The sequence below is a fragment of the Caballeronia sp. ATUFL_M2_KS44 genome, assembly GCF_023630965.1.
In the GTDB taxonomy this organism is placed as follows: domain Bacteria; phylum Pseudomonadota; class Gammaproteobacteria; order Burkholderiales; family Burkholderiaceae; genus Caballeronia; species Caballeronia concitans.
The window spans coordinates 210,341-233,786 of the sequence record NZ_JALQEA010000067.1 but is presented as its reverse complement, the minus strand read 5'-3'; the positions used below and the strand labels follow the sequence as shown (position 1 = coordinate 233,786).

22 protein-coding genes are annotated in these 23,446 nt (G+C 63.9%); 4 read left to right on the top strand and 18 right to left on the bottom strand.

Annotation, left to right across the window (positions count from 1 at the left end):
• Positions 1-32: 32 nt before the first annotated feature.
• A complete protein-coding gene (locus NCR39_RS28705; protein ID WP_250456175.1) occupies positions 33-575 on the bottom strand; it encodes a carbonic anhydrase in 543 nt (180 codons plus the stop codon).
• Positions 576-755: 180 nt separating this feature from the next.
• Here NCR39_RS28705 and NCR39_RS28700 point away from each other — a divergent pair, with 180 nt between their 5' ends.
• Positions 756-1,712 (top strand): GlxA family transcriptional regulator, encoded by a 957-nt coding sequence (locus NCR39_RS28700; protein ID WP_250456174.1) that lies wholly within the window; start codon positions 756-758, stop codon positions 1,710-1,712.
• A gap of 94 nt (positions 1,713-1,806) precedes the next feature.
• Here NCR39_RS28700 and NCR39_RS28695 read toward each other — a convergent pair whose 3' ends face one another.
• From NCR39_RS28695 to NCR39_RS28675, 5 genes are all read right to left on the bottom strand, one after another.
• The gene (locus tag NCR39_RS28695) at positions 1,807-2,892 is read right to left on the bottom strand and encodes a porin (protein ID WP_250456173.1); all 1,086 of its coding nucleotides are present in this window, start codon (positions 2,890-2,892) and stop codon (positions 1,807-1,809) included.
• A 95-nt stretch (positions 2,893-2,987) separates the two neighbouring features.
• Entirely contained in the window at positions 2,988-4,238 is a 1,251-nt protein-coding gene (locus tag NCR39_RS28690; RefSeq protein WP_250456172.1) for an MFS transporter, read from the bottom strand.
• A 105-nt stretch (positions 4,239-4,343) separates the two neighbouring features.
• A complete protein-coding gene (locus NCR39_RS28685; RefSeq protein ID WP_250456171.1) occupies positions 4,344-5,309 on the bottom strand; it encodes a PDR/VanB family oxidoreductase in 966 nt (321 codons plus the stop codon).
• A gap of 11 nt (positions 5,310-5,320) precedes the next feature.
• Complete coding sequence (locus NCR39_RS28680) at positions 5,321-6,100, bottom strand: SDR family NAD(P)-dependent oxidoreductase (RefSeq protein ID WP_250456170.1); 780 nt, start codon at positions 6,098-6,100, stop codon at positions 5,321-5,323.
• Between the two features lie 10 nt (positions 6,101-6,110).
• Positions 6,111-7,382, bottom strand: coding sequence for an aromatic ring-hydroxylating dioxygenase subunit alpha (locus NCR39_RS28675; protein WP_250456169.1), 1,272 nt, complete (start codon positions 7,380-7,382; stop codon positions 6,111-6,113).
• A gap of 156 nt (positions 7,383-7,538) precedes the next feature.
• Between NCR39_RS28675 and NCR39_RS28670 the strand changes: the two genes are divergently transcribed.
• A complete protein-coding gene (locus NCR39_RS28670) occupies positions 7,539-8,303 on the top strand; it encodes an IclR family transcriptional regulator (protein ID WP_250456168.1) in 765 nt (254 codons plus the stop codon).
• 51 nt (positions 8,304-8,354) lie between these two features.
• On the opposite strand, the gene NCR39_RS28665 is transcribed toward NCR39_RS28670, so the two are convergent.
• The 5 genes from NCR39_RS28665 to NCR39_RS28645 all read right to left on the bottom strand — a co-directional run bounded on the left by NCR39_RS28665 (position 8,355) and on the right by NCR39_RS28645 (position 14,099).
• A complete protein-coding gene (locus NCR39_RS28665) occupies positions 8,355-9,503 on the bottom strand; it encodes a peptidyl-alpha-hydroxyglycine alpha-amidating lyase family protein (protein WP_350029706.1) in 1,149 nt (382 codons plus the stop codon).
• Between the two features lie 105 nt (positions 9,504-9,608).
• Complete coding sequence (locus NCR39_RS28660; RefSeq protein WP_250456166.1) at positions 9,609-10,490, bottom strand: Rossmann-like and DUF2520 domain-containing protein; 882 nt, start codon at positions 10,488-10,490, stop codon at positions 9,609-9,611.
• Between the two features lie 22 nt (positions 10,491-10,512).
• Positions 10,513-11,961 (bottom strand): aldehyde dehydrogenase family protein, encoded by a 1,449-nt coding sequence (locus tag NCR39_RS28655; protein WP_250456165.1) that lies wholly within the window; start codon positions 11,959-11,961, stop codon positions 10,513-10,515.
• Positions 11,962-11,963: 2 nt separating this feature from the next.
• Positions 11,964-13,067 (bottom strand): tartrate dehydrogenase, encoded by a 1,104-nt coding sequence (locus tag NCR39_RS28650; protein ID WP_250456164.1) that lies wholly within the window; start codon positions 13,065-13,067, stop codon positions 11,964-11,966.
• Between the two features lie 111 nt (positions 13,068-13,178).
• Positions 13,179-14,099, bottom strand: a complete 921-nt coding sequence (locus tag NCR39_RS28645) for a LysR family transcriptional regulator (protein ID WP_250456163.1) — start codon at positions 14,097-14,099, stop codon at positions 13,179-13,181.
• Between the two features lie 243 nt (positions 14,100-14,342).
• Between NCR39_RS28645 and NCR39_RS28640 the strand changes: the two genes are divergently transcribed.
• Positions 14,343-15,671, top strand: coding sequence for an MFS transporter (locus NCR39_RS28640; RefSeq protein ID WP_250456162.1), 1,329 nt, complete (start codon positions 14,343-14,345; stop codon positions 15,669-15,671).
• 42 nt (positions 15,672-15,713) lie between these two features.
• A complete protein-coding gene (locus tag NCR39_RS28635) occupies positions 15,714-16,586 on the top strand; it encodes an NAD(P)-dependent oxidoreductase (protein WP_250456161.1) in 873 nt (290 codons plus the stop codon).
• A gap of 43 nt (positions 16,587-16,629) precedes the next feature.
• On the opposite strand, the gene NCR39_RS28630 is transcribed toward NCR39_RS28635, so the two are convergent.
• The 7 genes from NCR39_RS28630 to NCR39_RS28600 form a co-directional block, all read right to left on the bottom strand.
• Positions 16,630-18,165, bottom strand: a complete 1,536-nt coding sequence (locus NCR39_RS28630; protein ID WP_250456160.1) for a hypothetical protein — start codon at positions 18,163-18,165, stop codon at positions 16,630-16,632.
• Between the two features lie 206 nt (positions 18,166-18,371).
• Positions 18,372-18,818: a DMT family transporter gene (locus NCR39_RS28625; protein WP_250456159.1), complete on the bottom strand. Its 447-nt coding sequence runs from the start codon at positions 18,816-18,818 to the stop codon at positions 18,372-18,374.
• A 32-nt stretch (positions 18,819-18,850) separates the two neighbouring features.
• Entirely contained in the window at positions 18,851-20,104 is a 1,254-nt protein-coding gene (locus tag NCR39_RS28620) for an arsenic transporter (protein ID WP_250456158.1), read from the bottom strand.
• Positions 20,101-21,345, bottom strand: coding sequence for an MFS transporter (locus NCR39_RS28615; RefSeq protein ID WP_250456157.1), 1,245 nt, complete (start codon positions 21,343-21,345; stop codon positions 20,101-20,103). The genes NCR39_RS28620 and NCR39_RS28615 overlap by 4 nt, the downstream gene beginning before the upstream one ends.
• Positions 21,346-21,485: 140 nt before the next feature.
• Positions 21,486-22,037, bottom strand: coding sequence for a hypothetical protein (locus NCR39_RS28610; protein ID WP_250456156.1), 552 nt, complete (start codon positions 22,035-22,037; stop codon positions 21,486-21,488).
• 37 nt (positions 22,038-22,074) lie between these two features.
• Positions 22,075-22,821, bottom strand: a complete 747-nt coding sequence (locus NCR39_RS28605; RefSeq protein WP_250456155.1) for a hypothetical protein — start codon at positions 22,819-22,821, stop codon at positions 22,075-22,077.
• A 224-nt stretch (positions 22,822-23,045) separates the two neighbouring features.
• Positions 23,046-23,438: a hypothetical protein gene (locus NCR39_RS28600; RefSeq protein ID WP_250456154.1), complete on the bottom strand. Its 393-nt coding sequence runs from the start codon at positions 23,436-23,438 to the stop codon at positions 23,046-23,048.
• Positions 23,439-23,446 lie beyond the last annotated feature (8 nt).

The following is a 23,446-nucleotide window of genomic DNA, read 5'->3' as shown; positions in this document are numbered from 1 at the left end:
TCCGGACTGGAAAGTTCGTTTGCCTGGCTTGTTCAATTGGCCGACGCGCGCAGTGGCGCAGCGGGAACGATAGTCTCGACACGTCCGGTTTTGACGTCGTAGACGAGACCGCTCACCATCACGTCATCGGGCAATTGTTCGTTGGCCTGCAGCGCTGCGACGTCGAGCGCGACTGCCTCATAGGGATCGGTCACCGCGAGGTCATCGAGCGAATCCGGAGCGACACCCAGATGTTTGGCGAGCAAGCCCGGCGCGTGCCTGTAACAGCCGATGATTCCGCAGTCCGTATGCTGCAGAAGCACGAGATTGCGGGCACCGTTCGGACGGCCCGCCGATTTCGCGACGACGGACAGCACCGCGAGCGTTTCGAGCAGGTGCTTGTCGACCCTGCCGCCGACATTGCGGATGATCGCCGCCTCGCCTTGCTTCAGGCCCAGCACGTGAGCGGGATCCACGCGCGGATCGACGCAACCGACCACCACGGTTCCCGTCGTGGGCATCATCTTCAGTTCAGACGAAAAGGTGGTCTCGACGAACGCGGCGTTACGTTCGAGCATGACAGCATTGAAGTCCATTCCGTGCACTCCCGGGTTGGCGGGCGATGTCGCCCGTTTGATTGCGAAGTGCCTGTACCTTAGCGCCGCGTGCCACTAGCATGTAGGTCGTTGTTGCCACCATTCGTGCCATCGTCTGGTGCTGGCGGCGCGAACTCGTTATGTGAGAACGCGCGACGGAGAATCGTTTCAGGAGTGGACATGCATCGGATCGGCTTCATCGTGCCGCAGCGATTTCAGATGATGAGCGTCGCGGCGCTCACGACGTTCGAACTCGCGAACATGCCGCCGAGAGGCGCATGCTACGAGGTCCAGTTGTTGTCGGAACACGGCGGCCCGGTCGAATCTTCCGGGGGCATGACGCTGCAGACCACGGCCTACGGAGACCCTGCTTTCGACACGGTCATCGTGGGTTCGATCACCGAGGTTACCGGGACGCCCTTCGACCGTGCGACCATCGCATTCGTGAAGGAAGCGGCGAAGGCGTCGAGGCGGATCGCATCCATTTGCAGCGGCGCATTCGTTCTCGCCGAAGCCGGCTTGCTCGACGGACGGCGCGCGACGATGCACTGGGCGCACGCATCCGAATTCCGGGCACGCTATCCGAATGTGACGACGGAAGAGGACCGCATTTTCATCAACGACGGCACGGTCTGGACGTCCGCGGGCATGACCGCGGGTATCGATCTCGCGCTGGCGCTGCTCGACCGCGATCTCGGTCCTGACGCGGCCAAGCTCGTCGCCAGGATACTCGTGATGAATCAACGCCGGCTAGGCGGGCAGAAGCAGCATTCCGCCTTGCTGGAAATGACGCCGAAATCGGATCGGATCGAACTCGTTCTCGTGCATATACGGCGCAACCTGCGCAATCCGCTCACCATCGAAGAACTCGCAGATGTTGCGAATCTCAGTCCTCGTCAGTTCAGCCGGGCATTCTTGGCGGAGACGGGTCAGTCGCCGGCGAAAGCGGTGGAACAGCTCAGGCTGGAGGCCGCGCGATTCATGATCGAGCAAGGTCGCCATACCGTGCACGTGGTGGCGCAGGAGACCGGATTCGCGGACAGGGAGCGCATGCGCCGCGCGTTCATTCGGACCTACGGCGTGCCGGCCGAGGTACTGCGCAGGAATGCTCAACGCGGCGCGGCAGGCCACAATTAGGCGGTCGGCGCCCCCCCTCTGCTTGCATAGTCCGAGTGTGTTGCAGCGACCGGTTGAGTCCGCCAAGCGGAACAACCGGTCGTGCGCCGCGCGATCAGAATGCGTGCACGATCCCGACCACCACCGCGAGCTGATTGGCCCCGGTCGCAACGACGGTTGTCGACCCCGTAGCGCTCAACGCGGACTTCGAACTGTTGATGACATAGGTTATGTCCGTGTAAAGCGTGGTGCGCTTGGACAGCGAATAATCCGCGTTGACACCTGAACTCACCGCGTGAGCCGAAACCGTGCGAAACGCGTGATAGTACGAAGCCGCCGACACCTGAAACGCGGGAGTGATCTTGTAGCGAACGCCGCCGAATGCCATCGTCTGCGGTGGCGATGCGCCGAGCGTCGCGGCGATGTCGTTCAGGAGAAGCTCGTAACCCGCGTATAACGTTGCGTTTCCGATAGCCCACGATCCGCCCACGAGATAGCGCCGCTCGCTGTCGCCGGACGATGCAGCGGTCGTGCCTTGTCGCTGCTCATAGACGAGGCTCAGGTTGAACGGCCCTTGACGATACCGCGCGCCGATGTCGAACTGCTTGCCGACACGAAATTCCCCCGGCACCTGCGCTCCATCCGCAATCGTCGAATCGTAGCCAAAGCTGTACAGCGCGTTGAGTTCGAACGGACCGGCGTGCCCGAGATATTCGAGCGCGTTATCGGCACGTCCGACGAACTGCGCGTCCTGCGCCGACAAGCCGTAGCTGGAGTAATTGAGCGGGTCGAGCGCCAGAAAAAAGCGATACATCGGCGTCATCTGCCGGCCGGCCATCACGGCGCCGAACTTGTCGCTTTCCAGGCCGACGAACGCCTGCCGCCCGAACAGCCGGCCACCCTGTTGCAGCGTGCCGTTGTTCGTCGCGAAGCCGGATTCGAGTGTGAAGATGGAGCGCAGCCCCGCACCGAGATCTTCCTTGCCCGTGAATCCCCAACGCGAATTGATGCGATTGCCGGTATTGAGACGAAACAGCGTGCCGGAGCCTTGCTTCGCCGCATGCGTCACGTACTCGACGCCCGAGTCGAGAATGCCGTAGAGCGTCACCGACGACTGAGCGTGAACCGCCATGCTCGCCGACGCGCATATCGCAGCGGCAAGCGTGGTCCTGACCAGCCGCGTAGCGTGGTTCGATTTCAAGCGATGTCTCCTTACTTTTATTTATTACGTATGCCTAACTGAATGAAGCCGGAATGCAAGCCGGGTGATCGACTTGCGTCCGGGCGAACGTGGAATCAGATCTGTGCGATGCGCTTGCTCACGAACAACATCGCGATCAAGCCGACGACCGGACCGACGGCAAGCGTGAGAACGGCGAGCACGATCGAATGCGTCCCGCCATAGACATGCCCGACCGCGAGAGGCGATACGGCGCTGCCCATTTGCCAGATGGCGTTCGTCCAGCCGGCGCTCGCTCCGGCCAGCCGTTTGCCGGACGCATCGCTCACTTGCGCCATCAGCACCGGCAGATAGCCATAAGAAAACGCGCCCAGGATCGGCGCCACGATATAAAACTGCGTGACCGTCGAGCACATGCCGAACACCACCAGCGTCAACGCAAACGCAATCAGAACCAGAATGGACATGAGGCGCCGCGACATGCCCGGCAGGTCGGAGATCCATCCGAGCGTCGGTTTCGCGATGACCGCGCCGATGCCGAACGACGCGATGATCGATCCGGCCACGACGGGAGAGATGCCGTATTGCCGCGTCATCAGCGCATTGCCCCATGCGCCGAAGCCCACGGTCGCCCAAAGCCCGCCGCATCCGGCGATGGACAGAAAGATCAGATTGCGGTTACGCAAAAGGCCGAGCATCTCTTTTGCATTGTTGCGGGCGGGAGCGCGTTCGCCGCCCGGCCGATTCTTGAGAAAGAGAAAGGAGACGATGCCCCACGCGAACGTTGCAACGCCCAGCATGCGAAACGCGCTGGACCAGCCGTACTGCGCGGAAATGGTCGGCACGACGGCGTTCGCGAGCACGACAGCGAGCGACGTCGCCGTGGTGTAGATGCCCATCGCTCGTCCACGGTCACGCGTGAACCACGCGGGAATCACCTTCATTCCAGCCGAATAGTCGGCTCCCGCGGCGAAGCCCATCGCCAGTTGAATCAGAATGCCCACGCTCAACGAAGTCGTCTCGCCGAAAAAGAACGTGAAGACACCGAGCGGAAGCAACGCGAGCGTCATCATGGCCCGCCCGCCGAGAAAGTCGGTCAGCATGCCTCCGATGATGTTCGCCACCACATATCCCGCGTAGAAGGCCGTGACGAAGGCGCCCAGCAGCGACACCTTGATGCCGAGCGAAGCGCCAACCGGCGCGGCGACCGTGCTCCAGGCGACGCGGTCCACATAGCTGAGAAGAAACGCCGCCCAGACGATGAACAGGGCGACCCAGCGATAAGGGCTCGTCTGCGTTTCGCCCACGCTCGACGCGGCCCAGTCCGCGCCCGGCGCGTCACTCGATGACGCCAGATTTTTCTCCACGACTCCTCCATGCAGGGCGTGCGCATGCCGCCCTATTCTCGTTTCGTTTCGACATCCGGCGCATGAGGCGCGCCGGGCGATGTATTGCGGGATTGCGGGCTTGCGTCAAAGGTCCAGCACGAGTCTCCTCGACTTCGAGCGTGAGCAGCACGGCATGAACTGATCGTTGCGCGCCTGCTCTTCGGGCGACAGAAACAGATCGCGATGCTCCGGTTCGCCTTCGAGCACGCGCGTGACACAGGTTCCGCAGATGCCCTGCTCGCATGAAACCGGCACATCGACACCAACGTCCGCAAGCGCCTGCGTCACCGACCGGTCGGCGGGAATTGACACCGTCTTTCCGGTGCGGGCGAGACATACTTCGAACGCTCCATCGGACGACGTATCGACGGCGGGCGCGGCGAAGAACTCGTAATGCAGCCGATTCTCCGGCCATCCGTTGGCGCGGGCCGCATCGAGCACCGCGTTCATGAAGCCCTGCGGCCCGCAGACATACAGATGCGTATTCGCATCGGCATCTTCGAGGAGCGCGTCGAGGCGAAGGCGCTGATGCTCGTCCTCATCGTCGAAGTGATACTGCACGCGCCCGGCCCACGACGCATTCGCGAGCCGCTCCAGAAAGGCCGCGCGCGAACGCGAGCGTGCGCAGTAGTGCATTTCGAAATCGCCGCCACTACGATCGAGGTGCTGCGCCATGCAAAGCAGCGGCGTCAGCCCGATGCCGCCAGCCAGCAGCAGATGCTTCGCGGGACCAGCGGCGAGCGCGAAGTGATTGCGCGGCGTGCTGACGCGCAGTTCGTCGCCTTCCCTGATGACGTCGTGCATGCCGGCCGAGCCGCCGCGCGACTGCGGTTCACGCAATACGGCAATCTGATAGCGCGAGCGATCATGCGGCGCGCTGCACAGCGAATACTGGCGCACATGTCCGGCCGGCAGATAAACGTCGATGTGCGAGCCCGCATCGAAGGCCGGCAGTTCGCGGCCATCCAGACTCGCGAGTTCGAAACTCACGACGCCCTCGGCCTCGATATTGCGCCGCGCGACGCGCACGGTCATGGTGGAATCGTTCATGGCCACCGCCCTCACATGATCGACAGGCCGCCGTCGACCATCAGCGTGACGCCGGTGATGAACGATGCCTCGTCGCTCGCAAGCCAGAGAATCGGCCATGCGACTTCTTCGGGAGACGCCCAGCGTCCGATCAACGACGTGTCCTGCCTTTGCGTCTTGAGCGTCTCCACGCTCTTTCCGGCTGCCTGTGCGCGATTCACGTGGAAATCGGTCAGCGTCGAGCCGGGGCAGATCGCGTTGGCGCGCACGCCGTGCGCCGCTTCTTCGAAGGCGAGCGTGCGCGTCATGGCGAGCATGCCGGCCTTGGTCGCGTCGTAGAGGCCCATGCCTTTGCGGCCGGTCACCGCGTAACAGGACGATACGTTCACGATGCTCGCCGAATCCGCCTTGCGCAAGAACGGCAAGGCCGCCTTGCAGTAGTTCGACGTGCCCACCAGATTCACCGACACCATGCTCTGCCACTCCTCCGGCGTCGCGTCGGCGATCGCGCTGTAGTTGCGCATCGCGGCATTGTTGACGAGCACGTCGAGCTTGCCGAACGCATGCATGGCCAGCTCGACCGCCGCCGTCGCCTGATCCGGATTCGCGACGTCGGCCACGTGGGTTTGCACGTTCGCCGCGGGATGACGGCTCTTCAATGCGTCGGCGACGTTCGCGAGCGCTTGCGGATTCGCATCGACGAGAACGACTGCCGCGCCTTCGTCGCAGAACACGCGTGCGGTCGCGGCGCCGATGCCGCCTCCCCCGCCCGTGATCAGCGCGACCTTGTCTCTTAGTCTTGAACCTTGCATGTGCGCGCGCTCAGATGGAGTAGATCGGCTGGCCCTTGCCATCCGAAAGATGGATGACGGCCCATTCTTGCGGCTTCTGATCGCGCGGAAGCAAGGCGCCGGCTGCACGCACGCGCTGCTGGTTCGCATCGATCGCGGGCGGGTCGGTGTCGATCTGCAAGGCAGTGGCTGCTTCATACAACATGCGTCGAGCCATCACGATGGCGCGGTCCGTCGGCAGCAGCTTCTCCTTGCTGTGGTCCTGAATCGGGCCCATGCTTTCCTGCAACGATGCGTCCTGCATCGCGAAGCCGAACACGCCCGAATAGGCGCGCTTGTCCTTCTGCGCCTGACGGTCGATCAGATAGTCGTTGTCCTTGTTCGCCTTCGGACGGAACGTGCCCGGCTCGTATTCGCAGTGAATGCCCTTGCCGGCGTTCAGGTCGTTCATCTCTTCCCCGGACAGCGGACGATCGGGACGGAAATTGATGCTCCACGCCCAGCACGTGTGATCGTCGATCGGCACCCAGACGTGGCCCGCCAGCGAGTGATCGCCGAACGGCGGAATCAGCGTGTACCACGGGAAAAGGTACTGCGTGATGCGCCAGTAGTACGAATCCGGCTCGCCATTGCGACGGCCGAAGAGCGTGAGCCCGAACGGCTGCTTCTCGATTTCGAAGATGACGTTGCCGTCCGCCTTGATGTATTCGAGCGCCTTGGTGCCCTGGTGCATCGGGTCTTCGTCGACTTCATAGCGATGCACGTACGAGACGTGGCTGGTGTCGATGCCGCCTTCCATCGCCTGCAGATAGTTCGACTCCTGCAGACGCTTGGACACGAACACATGGTCCGCCGGCAGATTGCACCATTCGAGGTCCGGCGGCGCGGGTTGCTTGTCCTTCGGTCCCATGTAAGCCCAGACGATGCCCGCGCGCTCGATGCACGGATACGCCGTGATGCTCATGTGCTTGCATGCCTGCGGCGCCGACGGCACCTCGACGCAGTTACCGTTGCGGTCGAATTTGAGGCCGTGATACGAGCAGCGGATGCCGTTTTCCTCGTTGCGCCCGAAATAAAGCGATACACCCCGATGCGAACAGAACTCGTCGATCAGCGCCGCGTTGCCGTCCGAATCCCGAAACGCCAGCAGCTTTTCACCGAGGATCTGCACGCGCACAGGCGGGCAATCCGGTTCGGCGACTTCGCTCGCCAGAAGAATCGGCACCCAGTAGCGCCGCATCAGATTGCCCATCGCGGTGCCCGGACCGGTGCGCACCAGCGTTTCCGACATGTTCTTGTCCATCCTCAAACTCCAATTCGTGTGGGGGATTGTCCGCCTGATGAAACTGTGATTTCATTCTACGGACAACCTGCGCGGAATTCAAGCGATTGGGACTTAGGGGATTTCTCTACAATGGCGCTGACGGCTTGGGCTCAAAGACCAGAAGGACACGGAAAAATGGAAGAAAAGAAGGCGCACGAAAGCGTTCGTGCCGTGGAGCGGGCGTTGGAAATACTGCTGGCGTTCAGGCCGGGCGATAAATCTCTGACCGTCGCGGAACTGGTCACGCGAGTGGATTTGAGCCGTCCGACGCTGTATCGGCTATTGAATACGCTGGAGCAGTCGGGCTTTCTCGCGTCATCGGGAGAACCGCAGCGCTTCCATCTCGGAAGCTCGGTCGCGCAACTGGCGCATGTCTGGCTGAGCGACCATAGAGTCGCCGAACTCGCGCAGCCGGTGCTGCGAAGCCTCTGGGAAGCCACGTCTGAAACCGTCGCGCTCTTCGTCCCCGACGACACTTACCGGCTTTGCGTCGCGGAACTGGAGAGCAATCAGCCGCTCAGCTTTCGGCGCGGCATCGGCTATCGCGAGAAACTCGTGCGCGGCGCGAGCGGCCGCACCATCCTTTCGCAGATGCGACTCACGCCCGAGGAATTGCGGCGATACCTCGTGGATCCCGAACAGGACGTCGAGGCGGTGATGAACGACATCGAGCAAATTCGCGCCAGGGGCTTCGGCACGAGCCATCATGAATTGATCGAAGGCGCCGTAGCCGTCGCAGCGCCCTTCTTCAACGGCGCCAACCAGGTAGCGGGTTCGATTTGTATTTTTGGCCCGAGCGTCCGGGTCACGGAACAGCGGGTCGAGCAGTTTGCGGAATTGCTCGAACAGGCCTCTGCAAGACTCTCTCGTCTGCTCGGGCAACAAGGGGCTTCTTCGTAGAATCGGCGGCACATCGCGAAGCCGCTTTCCGTAAGCCGCCCCAAGCGTCGATCAAGCGTGAAGCACCAGCTTCTGCACGCGCCAGTTCAGCAGTTCGGCGACGAACAGCACGTTCTCCGACGGGCACGCCATCTGATGAATCCAGCCGAACTGCTTCGGCTGCTTGCCGGCTTTCCCGAGCACGCCGAGCACCTTGCCGTCGAGCGTCATCTTGTAGATGCGGCCCGGGAATGCGTCGGCGCTGTAGAGCACCTGATTCGGCCCGGGCGAAATGCAGATGGCCCACGGCGAGCCCGGCGCGAACGTGCCTGCCGCGATGGCCGCTTCATCCGGCATGTTGCCGATCGCCGGACGCGCGTCCGGCGGCACGGGAACGTCGATCGTGAATTGCCGCTGGAAGTTGCCTTCGGTGTCGAACACCTGAATGCGCCGGTTGCTGCGATCCGCGACGTAGACGTTGTCGTGCGCATCGAGCGCGATGCTATGCGGCGTATGAAACTGGCCCGGGCCGGTGCCGCGGTCACCCCACGACTTGATCCAGTTGCCGTCGCGATCGACTTTCGCGACGCGCGAGTTGATATAGCCATCGCTGATGTACGTATTGCCCGCGACGTCCCACGCGACGTCGGTCACCTGACGGAAGCGCCCAGGCTCGGCGGGCAGCGGCGGGTTCGGGTGCTTCAGCGGGGCGGTCTCCTCGTCGGCGGCTTCCTGTTTGCGGCCGAACACCATCGCGACGCGACCTTCCGGCGTGAACTTGATCACCATGTCGGAGCCTTTGTCCGTCACCCAGATGTTGTCCTGCCGGTCGATCTTGACCGTGTGGGCGAACGACCACGCGTACAGGTTGTGCCCTATCTCGCGGACGAAGCGTCCGTCCGGCGCGAACTCCAGCAGTTGTGCCGCGGCGGCGCCATAGGCGGGCCCGGTCGTGTTGCCGCGCGACAGCACGAAGATGTGCCCGCGCGAGTTGAGCGCGACACCCGAGCACTCGCCGAGATACATGTCCTTGGGTAAATGAACGGGATCGGCAATCGAGTCGTAAGCAATCGACGGCACGGGCTGAGCGTCGGCGAACGCGGGAGGCATCGCGAGTCCGGCAGCGGTACCTGCAATAAGACTCATGAAAGCACGGCGACTCATTGCCCGATGCCCGGCACTGCCACAGCACGGGCAAAACAGCCCATCTCGCTCACTCATCTGGCGTCTCCTGTGTGGTGTGTTGCGTGCTGCCTGGCCAACCTGCTCGACGTAGGCAACGTGCAGAGGCAATCGTAGTGCACAAAACGCTTGATTGCCCGATCGTTAACGGCCAAGCGATGACGTGGCGACATCGAAACTGCCATCCGCAGACGGCACGTCGCGCACCTTGCCCGTGCGCGCAAGCCGCGTTGCGAGCGTCGAGAGCGCATCGTACGCATCGCGCGATACCGCGTCCCACGCGCCGATGGCCTGCGCTTGCGCTTCGACCACGGCATGATCGCCGCGCGCCGCCGGTCCGGTCAGCGCATCTTTCGGCCCGAGCGAAACGACGTTGGTCGCGGCATTGCGCGTGAGCGCATGCATCATGTCATCGATGAGCGCTTGCGGAATGCCCGCCGCCTGCCACATCTCGACGGACATCGCCGCGAGTATCGGCAGAAAGTTCGACGCGACGACCGCCGCCGCGTGATAGAGCGCCTTGCTGCCCGGCTCGATATCGAAGCAGCGCGCGCCGATGGCCGCGAGAATCTCGCTCCATGCCGCACGCGCGGCGCGATCGCCTTCGAGTCCGCACGGCGTGCCTTCGAACTGGAACACGGCGGTGCCCGGCTTGGCGAAGCTCAGCATCGGATGCGCGCTCGCCACGCTCCAGCCGATCGCGCGCAAGGGCGCGAGCATGTCGGCATCGAGCGCGCCGCTGCAATGCACGGCGATCGCAGACGCGTCATCCTTTCGATGCCGCGCGAGCATCTGCGCCACATCCGCGATACGCGCGTCGGGCACGGAAAGCAGCCAGATATCGGCGGGACGCATCGCGGCGATATCGCCGAGCGCGCGGCCCGCGCCGATGAAATCGACCGCTTCGTGCGCGTGCGCGATATCGCTGTCGCAGACATCGCCGATATCGAGCACGCGGTTCGCGACGATCAGATTGCCGAGCGTCGCGCCGACACGCCCCGCGCCGATGATGTTGAGAGTCGCCATGACGATGTGAACCCGCGCGAAACTAGCCGTGCCTGATCGCGATGGTCTTCAGGCTCGTGAAGCCGTACAGCGCTTCGAAGCCCTTCTCGCGTCCGTGCCCGCTCGCCTTCACGCCGCCGAACGGCAACTCCACGCCGCCGCCCGCGCCGTAGTTGTTGATGAACACCTGCCCCGCCTGCAGCTTGCGCGCGAGACGCAGGCCGCGCGATCCGTCGCGCGTCCACACGCCCGCGACGAGACCGTAGTTCGTGCCGTTGGCGAGCTTCACGGCTTCGGCTTCATCGTCGAAAGGCATCACCGCGAGCACCGGGCCGAAGACTTCTTCCTGCGCGAGCCGGCTTTGCGGCGGCACGTCGCGAAACAGCACCGCTTCCTGAAAGAAGCCATTACGCGATGCCTCCACCGCGATCTTGCCGCGCGCCGCCACGCGAATGCCTTCGCCTTCCGCCTGCTCGACGATGCCGCGCACGCGCGCATGTTGCTTCGCGTTGACGAGCGGGCCCATGTCGAGGTCCATCGCGGGCGGACCGGAACGCAGCGCTTCGAAACGCTGCGCGAGACGTTCGATCACGGTTTCGTAGATGCCGCGCTGAACCAGCAGACGGCTGCCCGCCGAGCACGTTTGCCCGGCGTTCTGGATGATCGCGTTCTGGATGACGGGCAGGGCTTCGTCGAGATCGGCGTCGTCGAAAACGAGTTGCGGCGACTTGCCGCCGAGTTCCAGCACGCTCGGGCAATGACGTTCCGCGGCCGTGCGTCCGACGAGCGCGCCCGTCACCGTCGAGCCGGTGAACGAGATATGACCGATGCCTTCGTTCGCCGACAACGCCGCGCCCGCTTCGCTGCCGAGTCCCGTGACGACATTGATCGCGCCCGCCGGAAAGCCGATGTCGGCGGCGATTTCGGCGAGACGCAGGATCGACAGGCTCGCATCTTCAGCGGGCTTCACGACGCACGCGTTGCCCGCCGCGAGCGATGCGCCGACGCTGCGCCCGTAGATCTGCATCGGGTAATTCCACGGAATGATGTGGCCCGTCACGCCGATTGGCTCGCGCACCGTCAGCACCGTGAAACCGGTCGTATAGGGCAGCGTTTCGCCGTGCAGCTTGTCGACGCAGCCGGCGTAAAACTGCAGATAGCGCGCGAGCACGGCCGCGTCGGTGCGCGCGGTCTTGAGCGCCTTGCCCGTGTCGCGCGCTTCGAGTTGCGCGAGTTCGTCGGCATGGTCGAGCACGGCCGCCGCATAGGCGAACAGCAGGTTCGAGCGCTCGGCCGGCGAGAGCTTCGCCCACGGACCGTCGAGCGCGTCGCCCATCGCGTTGCGGGCGGCGTGGACGGCCGCGCCGATATCGGCGGCGTTGCCGCGTGCGATCGCCGCGAACGGCTCGCCGGTGCTCGGGTCGATGACATCGAGCGATTCGCCGTTGTCGCCCGCTCTCCACGCATTGCCGATGAAATGACGATATTCCATGCTTACTCCGTGATCAGTGCGTGTTCCGTGACGGCTTCGGCGATCGCCGCGCCGACTTCGATGGTGTTCGCCGTGCCGCCCATGTCCGGCGTGCGCGGGCCGTTTTCGAGCACGCTTTCGATAGCCGCGACGATGCTCTTCGCCGCCGCTTCGTAACGCGCATCGCCGTGTCCGAGATGCTGCAGCATCAGCGCGGCCGACCAGATCTGCCCGATCGGATTGGCGATGCCCTTGCCCGCGATATCGGGCGCTGAGCCATGCACCGGCTCGAAGAGCGACGGAAAGCGCCGCTCCGGATTCAGGTTCGCCGAAGGCGCGATGCCGATGGTGCCCGTGCATGCCGGCCCGAGATCCGAAAGAATGTCGCCGAAGAGATTGGACGCGACCACGATATCGAAACGGTCCGGATGCTGCACGAAATGCGCGCACAGAATGTCGATGTGAAACTTGTTCGTCGCGATGTCGGGGTAACGCTTTGCCGCTTCGGCCAGGCGCTCGTCCCAGTACGGCATCGTGATCGAGATGCCGTTCGATTTGGTCGCGGCGGTCAGTTGCTTCTTCGGGCGGCTTTGCGCGAGCCGGAACGCGAAGTCGAGAATGCGATCGACGCCCGTGCGCGTGAACACCGCCTGCTGCGTCGCGAACTCGCGCTCGGTGCCTTCGAACATGCGTCCGCCGACCGATGAATACTCGCCCTCGGTGTTCTCGCGCACGACCAGAAAGTCGATGTCGCCGGGCTTGCGGTTCGCGAGCGGCGAAGGCACGCCGGGCATGAGGCGCACCGGGCGCAGGTTCACGTATTGATCGAAGTCCCGGCGAATCCGGATGATCGATTCCCACACGGCCGTGTGATCCGGCACGATGTCCGGCGTGCCGACCGCGCCGAAGAAGATTGCGTCGTGCTTGCCGATCTGCCTGTCCCAGTCGGCGGGCATCATCGTGCCGTGCTGCACGTAGTGCTCGGTGCACCATGACGCGAATTCGTCGAAATCGAGCGCGATGTCATAGCGCGCGGCGGCGGCCTTCAGCACGCGCAAGCCTTCGACCATGACTTCCTTGCCGATGCCGTCGCCCGGAATGACGGCGATGTGATGCGTTGTTGCCATTGCCCGATGTCTCCTCTTTTCGACGCCTGTTCAGAGGGCCAATCTAGCGGACGCGCGTAAGCGGAGGAAGTGCGAATGCGGAAACGGGAGTCTTCGAATATGCGCAAGGCTTCATCCGGCGGAGCGCTCGCCGCCCGGCGCGACGAGCGCAGCGGGCGCGAGCGCGCTCAGATATTCGAAGAGCTTGCGCGCGGGCAACGGCGCCGCGCCCGAGCGTATGCCGACGGACATCACGCGCTCGGCCCACGGATTCGTCAGGCGGATGAAGCGCAGGCGCATCGGCTCGCGAAAGAGCCGCACCGCGCCTTCGGGCAGCACGCCGATGCCCTGTCCCGCCGCGATCAGCCTGCACATGCCTTCGAAGCTCTGCACCTGCACGCGAAAGCGGATGGTGCGGCCCGCGAGCGCGGCTTCCTTGACGAGCATGCGAGTGACTTCGGCCTTGTCGTCGAGGCCGACGATATCGTGTTCGAGCAGCGCGGCAAAGTCGATCTCATCGCCCCGCAGCACGTGATCTTCCGGCACGACCACGCTGATGCGGTCGGTGCAGTACGGGGCGAGGCGAACGCCTTCCATGCCGCTCTGCGACGTCACCACGCCTACGTCCGCGCGCCCTTCGCGCAAGGCCTGAAGAATATCCATGCTGCGCAGTTCGCTGATGTGCAGCTTGATGTCCTGATAGCGCTGCGAGAATGCGCGCAGATGATCGGGCAAGTCCTGACTGATCGCGGAGATATTGGCGAACACCCGCACGCGGCCGACCGACCCTTTCGTATAGTCGGAGAGTTCGCTATAGATCGCGTCGGTCTTGAGCAAAAGATCGGTGGCATGACGCGCGAGCGCTTCGCCTGCTGGCGTAGGCTCGACGCCCGCCGACGTGCGGTTCAGAAGCCCCACGCGAAAGTGATGTTCGAGCAGCGCGATGCGCCGGCTCGCGGTCGACAGCGACATGTGCGATTGCTGCGCCGCCTTGGACAAGCTGCCCATTTCGACGGCGCGCAGAAAGAGAGCCAGCGACGTGAGATCGAACAAAACCGGATGCCCCGCAAAAGTTCATGCCGCGCAGTATGGCATTCGCCCACGCTCGCCGCGTCGCGCCCGAGTACAGGAAAACCCTGACCGGGGCACGCGCCGTGCCGGAAAGCGCGTGTTCGAAGTATTCGAAAGCCCGCTTCAGCGATTTCGCATATCACCCGCGCTGAGTAGCCGCTACATTTCTCCTGTCCCGCCGCGTCCCGCGCGAGCCGGACTCAAAAAACATATACGGAGACAGACGTGGAAATCGATGCGACCAACATGCCGCAAGGCGCGGCATCGCCCGCCCCGTCACACGATGGCGCCACTGCGGACCGAATTTTCCGGCGTCTCGCGCTGCAGGTCCTGCCGATCCTGATGTTCGCGTACATCACGTCTTATATCGATCGCGTGAACGTGAGCTTCGCGAAGCTGCAGATGGCGCAGCAACTCGGTTTCTCCGATGCCGTGTTCGGCTTCGGCGCGGGCATCTTCTTTCTCGGCTACGTGGTTTTCGAAGTGCCGAGCAACATGGTCCTGCAGCGCGTCGGCGCGCGCCGATGGATCACGCGCATCATTCTCTCGTGGGGCGTCGTGTCGGGGCTGACCGCATTCGTCGCCACGCCGATGCAGTTCTACGTGATGCGCTGCCTGCTCGGCGTCGCGGAAGCGGGCTTCATTCCGGCGATCATCTTCTATATCGGCCAGTCGTTTCCGCGCAACCGGCGCGCGCGCATCCTCAGCATGTTCTATGCGGCGCTCGCGCTCGCGGGTCTCATCGGCTCGCCGCTGACCGGCTTCATCATGCAGTACTTCGACGGCCTCATGCACCTGGCCGGCTGGAAATGGATCTTCATCGTGGAGGCGTTGCCTGCGTTCATCGCGGCGGTCTACACATGGAAAGGCCTCGACGACGACGTCACGAAGAGCCCGCGCTTCAGCGAAACGGATCGCGCGTTCCTGTCGCGCGTGCTCGCCGAGGATCGCGCGGTGACGGCGGAATCGAATCACAAGGGCCTCTTCACGAGCGTGCTCGTGTGGGCGTTCTGCCTGATCTATTTTCTCGATGTCTTCGGCATCTACGGCTACACGTTCTGGGCCCCGACCATGATCAAGTCGATGGGCATTTCCGGCGACTTCGCGATCGGCGCGCTCGCGGCATTGCCCAACGCGGTCGCGGTCGTCGTGATGGTGATGTTCGGCCGCAGCGCGGACCGGCGCGGCGAGCGGCGCATGCACGTCGCGGCGCTCTTGCTGATGGGCGCGGTCGGCCTGTCGCTCTCGGTGCTCTGGCATGACAACCTGTGGCTCGGCATGATCGCGCTGTGCATCGCCAATGCGGGATTGCTCTCGTTTCCGCCGCTCTTCTGGAGCATGCCGACTGCGGTGCTCGGGCAGGCCGCGGCGGCGGTCGGCATTGCATGGATCAGCGCGTTCGGCAATCTCGGCGGCTTCTTCGGCCCGTATGCGGTCGGATTTCTGAAGCAGGCATCGGGCGGCATGACGCTGCCGATCTTCTCGATGGTCGGCTGCCTCGTGCTCGGCATCGTGCTCACCATGATGCTGCCGAAGCGCCTCGTTAACCGATAAGCCATCCTTATCAATTCGACAACGACAACGGAAAAGACACGCATGAAGCAGCGAATCGGCATGATCGGTATCGGCCTGATGGGGCACGGCATCGCACGCAACGTGATGAAGCACGGTTATCCGCTCACGGTGGTCGAGCATCCCGGCAACCAGCCGCTCGACGAACTTCTTGCGGGCGGCGTGAAGACCGTCGCGAACGGCGCGGCGCTCGCGCGGGAATCGGACATCGTCATTCTGTGCGTGACGGGATCGCCCGAGGTCGAAGCGGTGCTGACCGCGCCCGACGGCGTGCTGGCGGGATTGCGGCCGGAAACGATCGTCATCGACTGTTCGACGGCCGTGCCCGCATCGACGCGTCGCATGGCGGCGCTCGTGGTGGAAGCAGGCGGTTTCTTCGTCGATGCGCCGATGACGCGCACCGCGAAGGAAGCGCACGAAGGACGTCTGAACCTGCTGGTCGGCGCGTCAGCCGAGTTGTTCGCGCGCATCGAGCCGTTGCTGCGCACGTATGCGGAAAATGTGACGCTCGTCGGCGGCGTTGGCGCGGGACACAGCATGAAGCTGCTGCACAACTTCGTGTCGCTCGGGACGATTGCGCTGATCTCGGAAGCGGCGGCCTGCGCGACACGCGCGGGCGTGGATGCGCACACGTTCGTCGACGTGCTCGCAAAGGGCGGCGGCGGCGGCGCGGCGCTGGAACGGCTGCGTCCGTCGCTCATCGAAGGCGATGCGTCGGGCATGCCGTTTCACATGTCGAACGCGCTCAAGGATCTCGGCTACTACGTGACGATGGCCGGCGACAACGAAGCCGTCGACGGGATCGCTGCCGCCGTGCGCACGACGTATGCGGATGCGGTCGAGCAAGGCGGCGCGCATCGGACATTGCTGGAGCTGCCGAAGCTGCTCGGCGATTGAAGTGCCAATGACAGATCGCGCGCCGGGCGGCCTGAGAACGCGCTCAGTTCGTGCCGCCCCGCGCCTGTTTCTGAAACCCGCCGGCGCGTTGGTCCGAACGTGACACCGCTTGCGAGGGATCGACGGTAAGCTCGATCACCTTTCCCTCCTGCGCCATGTAATACATTCGACCGGCATAGCCCGGCTGAATCATGGTCCCGGTATCGACTACAGGAAGCAGGTCGGATCGCGCCAGTTCGCGCCCGGTTCCGGCTTCGCGCCAGACCACGGCGTCCTGCGTATTCGAGCCTATCGGCTGGTTGGCGGGAATGTCGGTGCCCACCACCACGCGATGCTCGGCCGGCCCGATCAGCGCGAGAAATTCGGTCGTCCGTTGCTTTGCTGTCCATACGGTTTTCAGGCCATCGGAATCCAGTTGCAGCACGCCTATGACACCCGGACCGGCATCGAGAACGAAGACCCGGTTGCGCAGCGGGTCGACTGATACGGCCGACGGCGAAAAGCTGATGATGTTGGATGGCGACTCGAACGACTTGAACGGCTGGACGGCGAATTGTCGGGCGGCGTCGGCCTGATTGATCGCGGTCACCGTCATCCACGGAGAGGGGCCGGGGGACGGTTGCGTGACCGGCGTGCCGTTATTTTCGAAGACGATCCAGTCGTTCATGACGACGACCGCCGAGGCAGCCGTCTGGCCCGAGTTGCGATCCCGATAGACGACCGGGCCCCACGAGGTATCGAGCGAGAAATGTCGGTTCTGGTAAAGGTAGCGGAAGATCTTGGTCGAGCCGGCGACATAAGCGTAGTCCTTGCCCTGAAATCGAACCGAGGTGATGCGTCCGCCGATGAATTCTTCTGCTCTGATCCTGTCGACGACTTCCAGCGTCCGAGGGTCGATGGCCACGATGATCGAGCGTGGCACCGCCGCAGGATGCTCGCACTTCAGAAAGGCCGAGAAGCCTTGTTCCTCGCAGCCTTTCTCGCGATACACCGTCTTCGCGATCAACGTGCCGTCGGGCAGCGCGTCGAGACCGTTGTAAGAGGTATCGCGCAGGTCCGCCGTCGGTGCGGTCGGCAGTTGCACCGGTCCCGCCACCACGTGCCCGTCGACGGGATCGAGCTTGACGATCCGGTAGCCGTAGATGACGTAAAGATAGCCGTTGCGCAGGATGCTCACGACGCCCGGATAATCCCACTCGTTCGTCTCGACCGTGTTGATCAGCTGATTGGTCCAGAGCGTCTTCAGCGTCGCCGGATCGATCCGCGCGACGAAGGCGCCGATTCCGCCTTTGTCGCCGTAGCCGCCTCCGTAGACGAACATCGCGTCGGCGTCGAGATACACGACGTTATAGGGCGTCAGGTAATCATCGGGGGAAACTCGAACGTCGACCGCGTTGCCGCCCTGAACGAACGATCCGTGGAATCTCGCCTCGGTGAAGAGGTGGCTGCGTCCGGAATCGTAATGCTCGAACGCCATCAACGAGGGATACCACGGAGCGTTGCTGTCGGGCGGTTCGGCCATCGCCACTCCGGGCAGCACCGCAAGTGCCGCGATGATCGAGAGTCGAAGCGCATTCATGAATGTCCCTTCCGCGAGTGCCCGAAAAAATTGGCTGGGGTTGCCGCTTCGACACGCTCGTCGAGAATTCTCAGTATAGGAACGCTCAACGAATTGGGCGCAATTTTCGTGGCGGCGCGACGGATTGATACGGAAGACATCCGTCGATCGACGGGAGGATTGCACCGTCCGCTTTTTAGACAGACGAATCAACTCGCGGAGGCACATCAGAACCGCATCACGAGCGCGACGCCCGCCACCATCAACACCGTGCCGAGCGCGCGCAGCCAGCCCAGCGGATGCTCGGCGACGCCAATCAAACCAAAATGGTCGATCACAACCGATGCGACAAGGTTCGCGCAAATGGTCAGCCCATTGAGCGTGCCGACGCCCACCTTCTGCACGAGCGTCAGACCGGCGAACACCGCGACAGCGCCGACGATCCCGCCAAGCGGCGCCCACCACTTCATGTTGCGCAGATCATCGAGTGTCGGCAACGGCGTCGGCGCAATCGCGAACAACGCGATGGCGAGAAACGTGACGAGCAGAAACGACACGCCCGAAGCAAGCCAGGGATTGACGAGCGCGTGCTTGAGTTCGCCATTGATCGGAGCGCCTGCCGCCTGAAGCACGCCGCCCAGAATGATGAAGGGGTAAATCCATGCGCTGCTCATGTTCTTCTCCGTTTGCGGGCGTCAATTTCCGGTCAGTGTCCGGTCAGGAGCCGGCTGCCGAGCGCCAGCACGAGCGCCGGAATCATCACCACCACGCCGACCTTCAGAAACTGCATGAAGCTCACCTCCTCGCCTTCGCGCCGGATCGATGAAAGCCACAGGATGGTTGCGAGCGAGCCGGTGATCGACAGATTCGGGCCGAGGTCCACGCCGATCAGCAGAGCGTCGATGACGCGCTCCGGACTATGCGCCTGCAAGGCCGTCGCGCTCGCGATGAGTCCGGCAGGCAGGTTGTTGATCGCGTTGCTTCCGAACGCGATGACGAGGCCGGATACCGCCGCCGTCATCGGCTGACTGTGCCCGCTTGCCTGCGCCAGAAACGCCGAGAGTTCGCGAATGACGCCCGTATGATCGAGCACCTCGACCAGCACGAAGAGGCCCGCGACGAGCGGCAATACGCTCCACGATATTTCGCTGACGAGTTCCACGGGCGACCGGCGCTCCTTGACCAGCACGACCAGCGCCGTGAGGATGCCGAGACTCGCCGTGGGCAAACCGAGTTGCAGATCGAAGGCAGACACGACAAGCAGCGCCACCGCCGTCACGCCCATGCTCGCCAGCGTGACTTTGCCGTTCGTGCTGAGCCGTTCGACAGGCAGGTCGCGCGCGCACGCACCGCCCAGATCCGCGCGCTGGGTCCAGCGCAACATGACGAACGTAGCGACGATCGACAGCGCCGAAGGCAGCGCGAAACGCGCCACCCAAAGACCCAGCGCCGGCGTGTGGTTCGCATAGAGCACGAGGTTCGCGGGGTTCGAGATCGGCAGGACGAAGCTCGCCGCATTGGCGATGAACGCGCACGCGTAGAGCAACGGCAGCGGCTTCGCATTCGCTTTCTTTGCGGCAGCGAACACCGCGGGCGTGAGCACGACGGCGGCTGCGTCGTTCGACAGAAAGGTCGTCACCACCACGCCCACGAGATAGACCAGCAGGAAGAGCTTGCGAGGCGACCCTTTTGCGTAATTGACGGCATGCACCGCCACCCAGTCGAACAGGCCTTCGCGACGCCCCAGTTCCGAGAGCAGCATCATGCCGATCAGGAACAGATAGACGTCCGTGCCCTTGCCGACCGCTTGCCACGCAAGCTGCGCGGGAAGAAGCCCGAGCGCGACGAGCATCAGCGCGCCGGCCACGGCCCAGATTGCTTCGGGCCATCGGAAAGGCCGCAAGATGACGCCGGCAGTGGCGGCGAGCGCAATGCCCCAGGAAAGAAAAATCGGATTCATGTCGCCAGAGGAGATTCGTTATTCACGTCGCGGCGAAGGCCGCAAGCTTTTTTGAGCGTCGCGCCGAAGAGCAGCCACAGCGCAAGCGATCCGGTCGACACAGCGCCCAGCACGAGAAACGCGCTCGCGTAACCGAAATGTTGAGCGAGCACGCCGCCCAGCGCGGGACTCAGCGCCGCGCCGATTCCTTGCACGGTCATGACGACGCCCTGCCCGACATTCACCCGTCCCGTGCCCTGCAGCAGCCGCACCACCAGCGCGGGCACCGCGACGCTTTGCAAGCCCGCGCCGATGCCGTCGAGCGCCTGGACCGGCCACACGCCCCACGCGGTAATCGACATCGCGGCGACCATGCCACGCAGCGGCAGCGCGAGGAACGTGATCAGGATCACGCCCCAGTAGCCGATTCGCTGAATCAGGCGATTCGCAAAACATGCCGCGACGACCATCACGAGCTGCGCGACCACGATGGTCTGCGCGGTAAAGGCGCTCGGATCGCCCTGATGCGCCGCGACGACCGCGAGGCCGTAGAGCGGCAGCATCGCCGCATTGCCCAGATGAAACATCGCGAGCGACGCGGCCAGCAGCAGCAATGGCCGGCACGTCAGCAAGACGCGAAAGCCGCTCGCATGTTCATGCCCGGCGTCCGGCTCGCCCGATGCCGACGTTGCGAGACCGCGCGCGCTGTCGTGATCGATCGCATCGCGCCGGATCAGCAGCGTCGAGACGACGGTCAAGAGGCCGAACACGCCGGCGAGCACGAACACCGCGCCGAAGCCGTATCGCCATCCGAGCCAGCCCGAAAGCGCCGCTGCGACGACGTTGCCCGCGTGATTCGCCACCTGATTGCGGCCGAATTGCCGGTCGAAGCCCTTTTCGCGCACGATGCCCAGCGTCACGCCGGCCACCGCCGGACCGAGCGCCGCGCCCGTCACGGCCGTGAAGATCTGCGAAGCGGCCACCATCCAGTAACTGTGCGACACCCACAGCACGAGCGACGCGAGCGTCGTCATGATTCCCGCAATGACGATGATGCCGCGCTTGTGATGCGTGGCATCGACGAGCGCGCCCGCCGGTGATGTCGCGAGCATGCCCGCGATACCGCCGAGCGTCATGACCGTGCCGATCGCGTCGGGATGCCAGCCATGCGCCTGGAGGAAGACGCCAAGGAACGGTCCGATGCCCGCCTGCACATCGGCCATGAAGAAGTTCAGTCCTTCGAGCGCGTACCGGGGATTCATGGTTCATCCATGGCGTCCGTTGTTGTTGGGTCCGGGCGGCGGGTGGTGCCCGAGATGCTTTTCAGCGTGGCCCGCATGAAGAGCGCCGACGCGCATCCGGCTCGACATGACACACGCGCCATGGGTGAGATGCGGCTTCGTCAGATTGCCTGCGATGCGTCGACGAGCTGGGCTATTTCATCGACCTCGATCGTGCGCCCGTGCCTGTTTTTCACGCCGTGGCCCCAGGCGTGAACGTGCGCGCCGGGCATCAGGTAATCGGCGAGTTCGGCGGCAGCGTGAGGCGGCATGCGCAACGATGTGCCATCGTCCAGCAGCGCCCCGCGCAGTTCGCCTTTCGGGCCGAAGAGCGAAAGAATCACTTCGCCGGATGCGTCCATCGGCTTGCGCGCGACGTCCGGCCTCTGATGCTTCTCGCCGTTGCGATGCGGACCTTCGTCGAGAATCTCGACGCCGCTTTGGGTCGTCAGCGAAACAGCGGCGATCATGTCGGCGTCGCGAGGCTTGACGCCGCGTACGCGAACGACGTCGCCGAGTGCGACGTGACGCGCGAGTTGTTTCGACAGATGCGGCGGAAAATGAACCTGACGCGCGCCGATGACGAGGCCGTCGAGTTCGCCGTGCGGATTCAATAGGAAGCGCGTGACTTTGCCGTGCGTTTCCGGAAGGCTTGCGGGATCGATCCAATGCATTTTGTTTGTCCTTGTGAGGTGTGTTGAACGTGCGGCTTCAAGGCATCTGCGCATTACGGTCGTAGAGCGGAGTCAGGTTGCCCGGCGAGCCGAATGCGGTCGCCTGAAGCGCGGTGCCGTATTGATTGCGTGTGCCATAGCCTTGCGCCGATACCGTCGCGCCCGTACGGACCAGCCCCGGGAACTGTTGCGCCACGGGCGGCGTGAGCTTGATGACCGTGCCGTCGGAGAGAATCACGCCGTCGGGTTCGCCGCGTGGCGCGGTCGTGACGTGCGCCACCTGCCCTTGCGCGCTCAGGCGCGACAGACCTTCGCCACGCGCGGCGCGCGGCAACGGCGCGGCGCGGCCCATCGGCGGCTCGTCGATCACTTGCTGACCACTTCGCGTATCGGTGATGCGTTGAGCCGCGAAGCTACCGCCTTCGTCGCGTCTGCCGATGACTTGCACGACGTCGCCGCGACGCACCGCCGAAGTCAGTTGCGTGCTCATATGCGGAGGAAAGCGCACGAGGGTCCCGTCGTCGGTCATGAAACCGTCGACATCGCCATCCGGATTGGTCAGGAAGCGCGACACGGTGCCCTGCGTGGTCGTGATCGCAGCCGCGTCGGCCAGCGGACCCGGTTCGGCGCCCGGCGGCGGCGGAGCGGGCGGCGCGGGAGGTATCGGAGAAGCGGCGACGGGCGGCGGTGTCGACGGTGCAGGTTGCGCGGCGCAGCCACCGCTTGCCATGAACAAGACAGCCAGCGCCGCGATTCGCAGATTGGGATACCGAGTCGTTTGCATGATTCACTCCTTTTGCATGGCGAGGAGCTATCTGCAAGGGCTATGCCAATCGTCAAACGCCGATGGCTCGGCGCGCGCCGCGCGAGAGGCAAATCGAAGTGTCAGGAAATCCGACAGCGCATGTCCGGTTCCTTGACAGCCGGACAAAGCGCGCCAGTGCGAAGATCATCGAGGTCGTTGTCGAAGCACTCGGCTTCGCCGGTGACATGCCATCGACGGCGTCGTCACATATTCGTTCGCATGGTGGAAGTCACTCGACGCGAGTTCGCACGATGGCCTCCGAGCGCTTCATGCAATCGCACGAGCCACCAGCGCCATTGACGGACCTGATAGAACATGGGGCCGGGCGCGGCAGTCGTACAAACCGCGATCTCCACGTAGTTCCCGGCGACCATCCCGAACCGCGTCTTCGGAATGTCGTCGCTATTCCATTGGCACAACCAGCTCCGTGCATCGCGGATCGTGCAGAAAGGAAGCTCGCGTGGCAGACCCGGATCGTTCATCGTCCAGTACAGCACGGAATGTTGATCGAACGACACCTTGTAGACGAAAGGCACAGCCGTTCTCTCATCGCCTTCGCACGCGCCGTTCGCGCGCACTCCGTCGCAAGACAACATGTAGACCG

Excerpts from the sequence above, each read along its gene's own strand:
- NCR39_RS28705 (WP_250456175.1), bottom strand. The coding sequence starts at position 575 with ATGGACTTCAATGCTGTCATGCTCGAACGTAACGCCGCGTTCGTCGAG.
- NCR39_RS28700 (WP_250456174.1), top strand. The coding sequence starts at position 756 with ATGCATCGGATCGGCTTCATCGTGCCGCAGCGATTTCAGATGATGAGC.
- NCR39_RS28685 (WP_250456171.1), bottom strand. The coding sequence starts at position 5,309 with ATGAACGATTCCACCATGACCGTGCGCGTCGCGCGGCGCAATATCGAG.
- NCR39_RS28680 (WP_250456170.1), bottom strand. The coding sequence starts at position 6,100 with ATGCAAGGTTCAAGACTAAGAGACAAGGTCGCGCTGATCACGGGCGGG.
- NCR39_RS28675 (WP_250456169.1), bottom strand. The coding sequence starts at position 7,382 with ATGGACAAGAACATGTCGGAAACGCTGGTGCGCACCGGTCCGGGCACC.
- NCR39_RS28670 (WP_250456168.1), top strand. The coding sequence starts at position 7,539 with ATGGAAGAAAAGAAGGCGCACGAAAGCGTTCGTGCCGTGGAGCGGGCG.
- NCR39_RS28665 (WP_350029706.1), bottom strand. The coding sequence starts at position 9,503 with ATGAGTGAGCGAGATGGGCTGTTTTGCCCGTGCTGTGGCAGTGCCGGG.
- NCR39_RS28660 (WP_250456166.1), bottom strand. The coding sequence starts at position 10,490 with ATGGCGACTCTCAACATCATCGGCGCGGGGCGTGTCGGCGCGACGCTC.
- NCR39_RS28655 (WP_250456165.1), bottom strand. The coding sequence starts at position 11,961 with ATGGAATATCGTCATTTCATCGGCAATGCGTGGAGAGCGGGCGACAAC.
- NCR39_RS28650 (WP_250456164.1), bottom strand. The coding sequence starts at position 13,067 with ATGGCAACAACGCATCACATCGCCGTCATTCCGGGCGACGGCATCGGC.
- NCR39_RS28635 (WP_250456161.1), top strand. The coding sequence starts at position 15,714 with ATGAAGCAGCGAATCGGCATGATCGGTATCGGCCTGATGGGGCACGGC.
- NCR39_RS28630 (WP_250456160.1), bottom strand. The coding sequence starts at position 18,165 with ATGAATGCGCTTCGACTCTCGATCATCGCGGCACTTGCGGTGCTGCCC.
- NCR39_RS28625 (WP_250456159.1), bottom strand. The coding sequence starts at position 18,818 with ATGAGCAGCGCATGGATTTACCCCTTCATCATTCTGGGCGGCGTGCTT.
- NCR39_RS28620 (WP_250456158.1), bottom strand. The coding sequence starts at position 20,104 with ATGAATCCGATTTTTCTTTCCTGGGGCATTGCGCTCGCCGCCACTGCC.
- NCR39_RS28615 (WP_250456157.1), bottom strand. The coding sequence starts at position 21,345 with ATGAATCCCCGGTACGCGCTCGAAGGACTGAACTTCTTCATGGCCGAT.
- NCR39_RS28610 (WP_250456156.1), bottom strand. The coding sequence starts at position 22,037 with ATGCATTGGATCGATCCCGCAAGCCTTCCGGAAACGCACGGCAAAGTC.
- NCR39_RS28605 (WP_250456155.1), bottom strand. The coding sequence starts at position 22,821 with ATGCAAACGACTCGGTATCCCAATCTGCGAATCGCGGCGCTGGCTGTC.
- NCR39_RS28600 (WP_250456154.1), bottom strand. The coding sequence starts at position 23,438 with ATGTTGTCTTGCGACGGAGTGCGCGCGAACGGCGCGTGCGAAGGCGAT.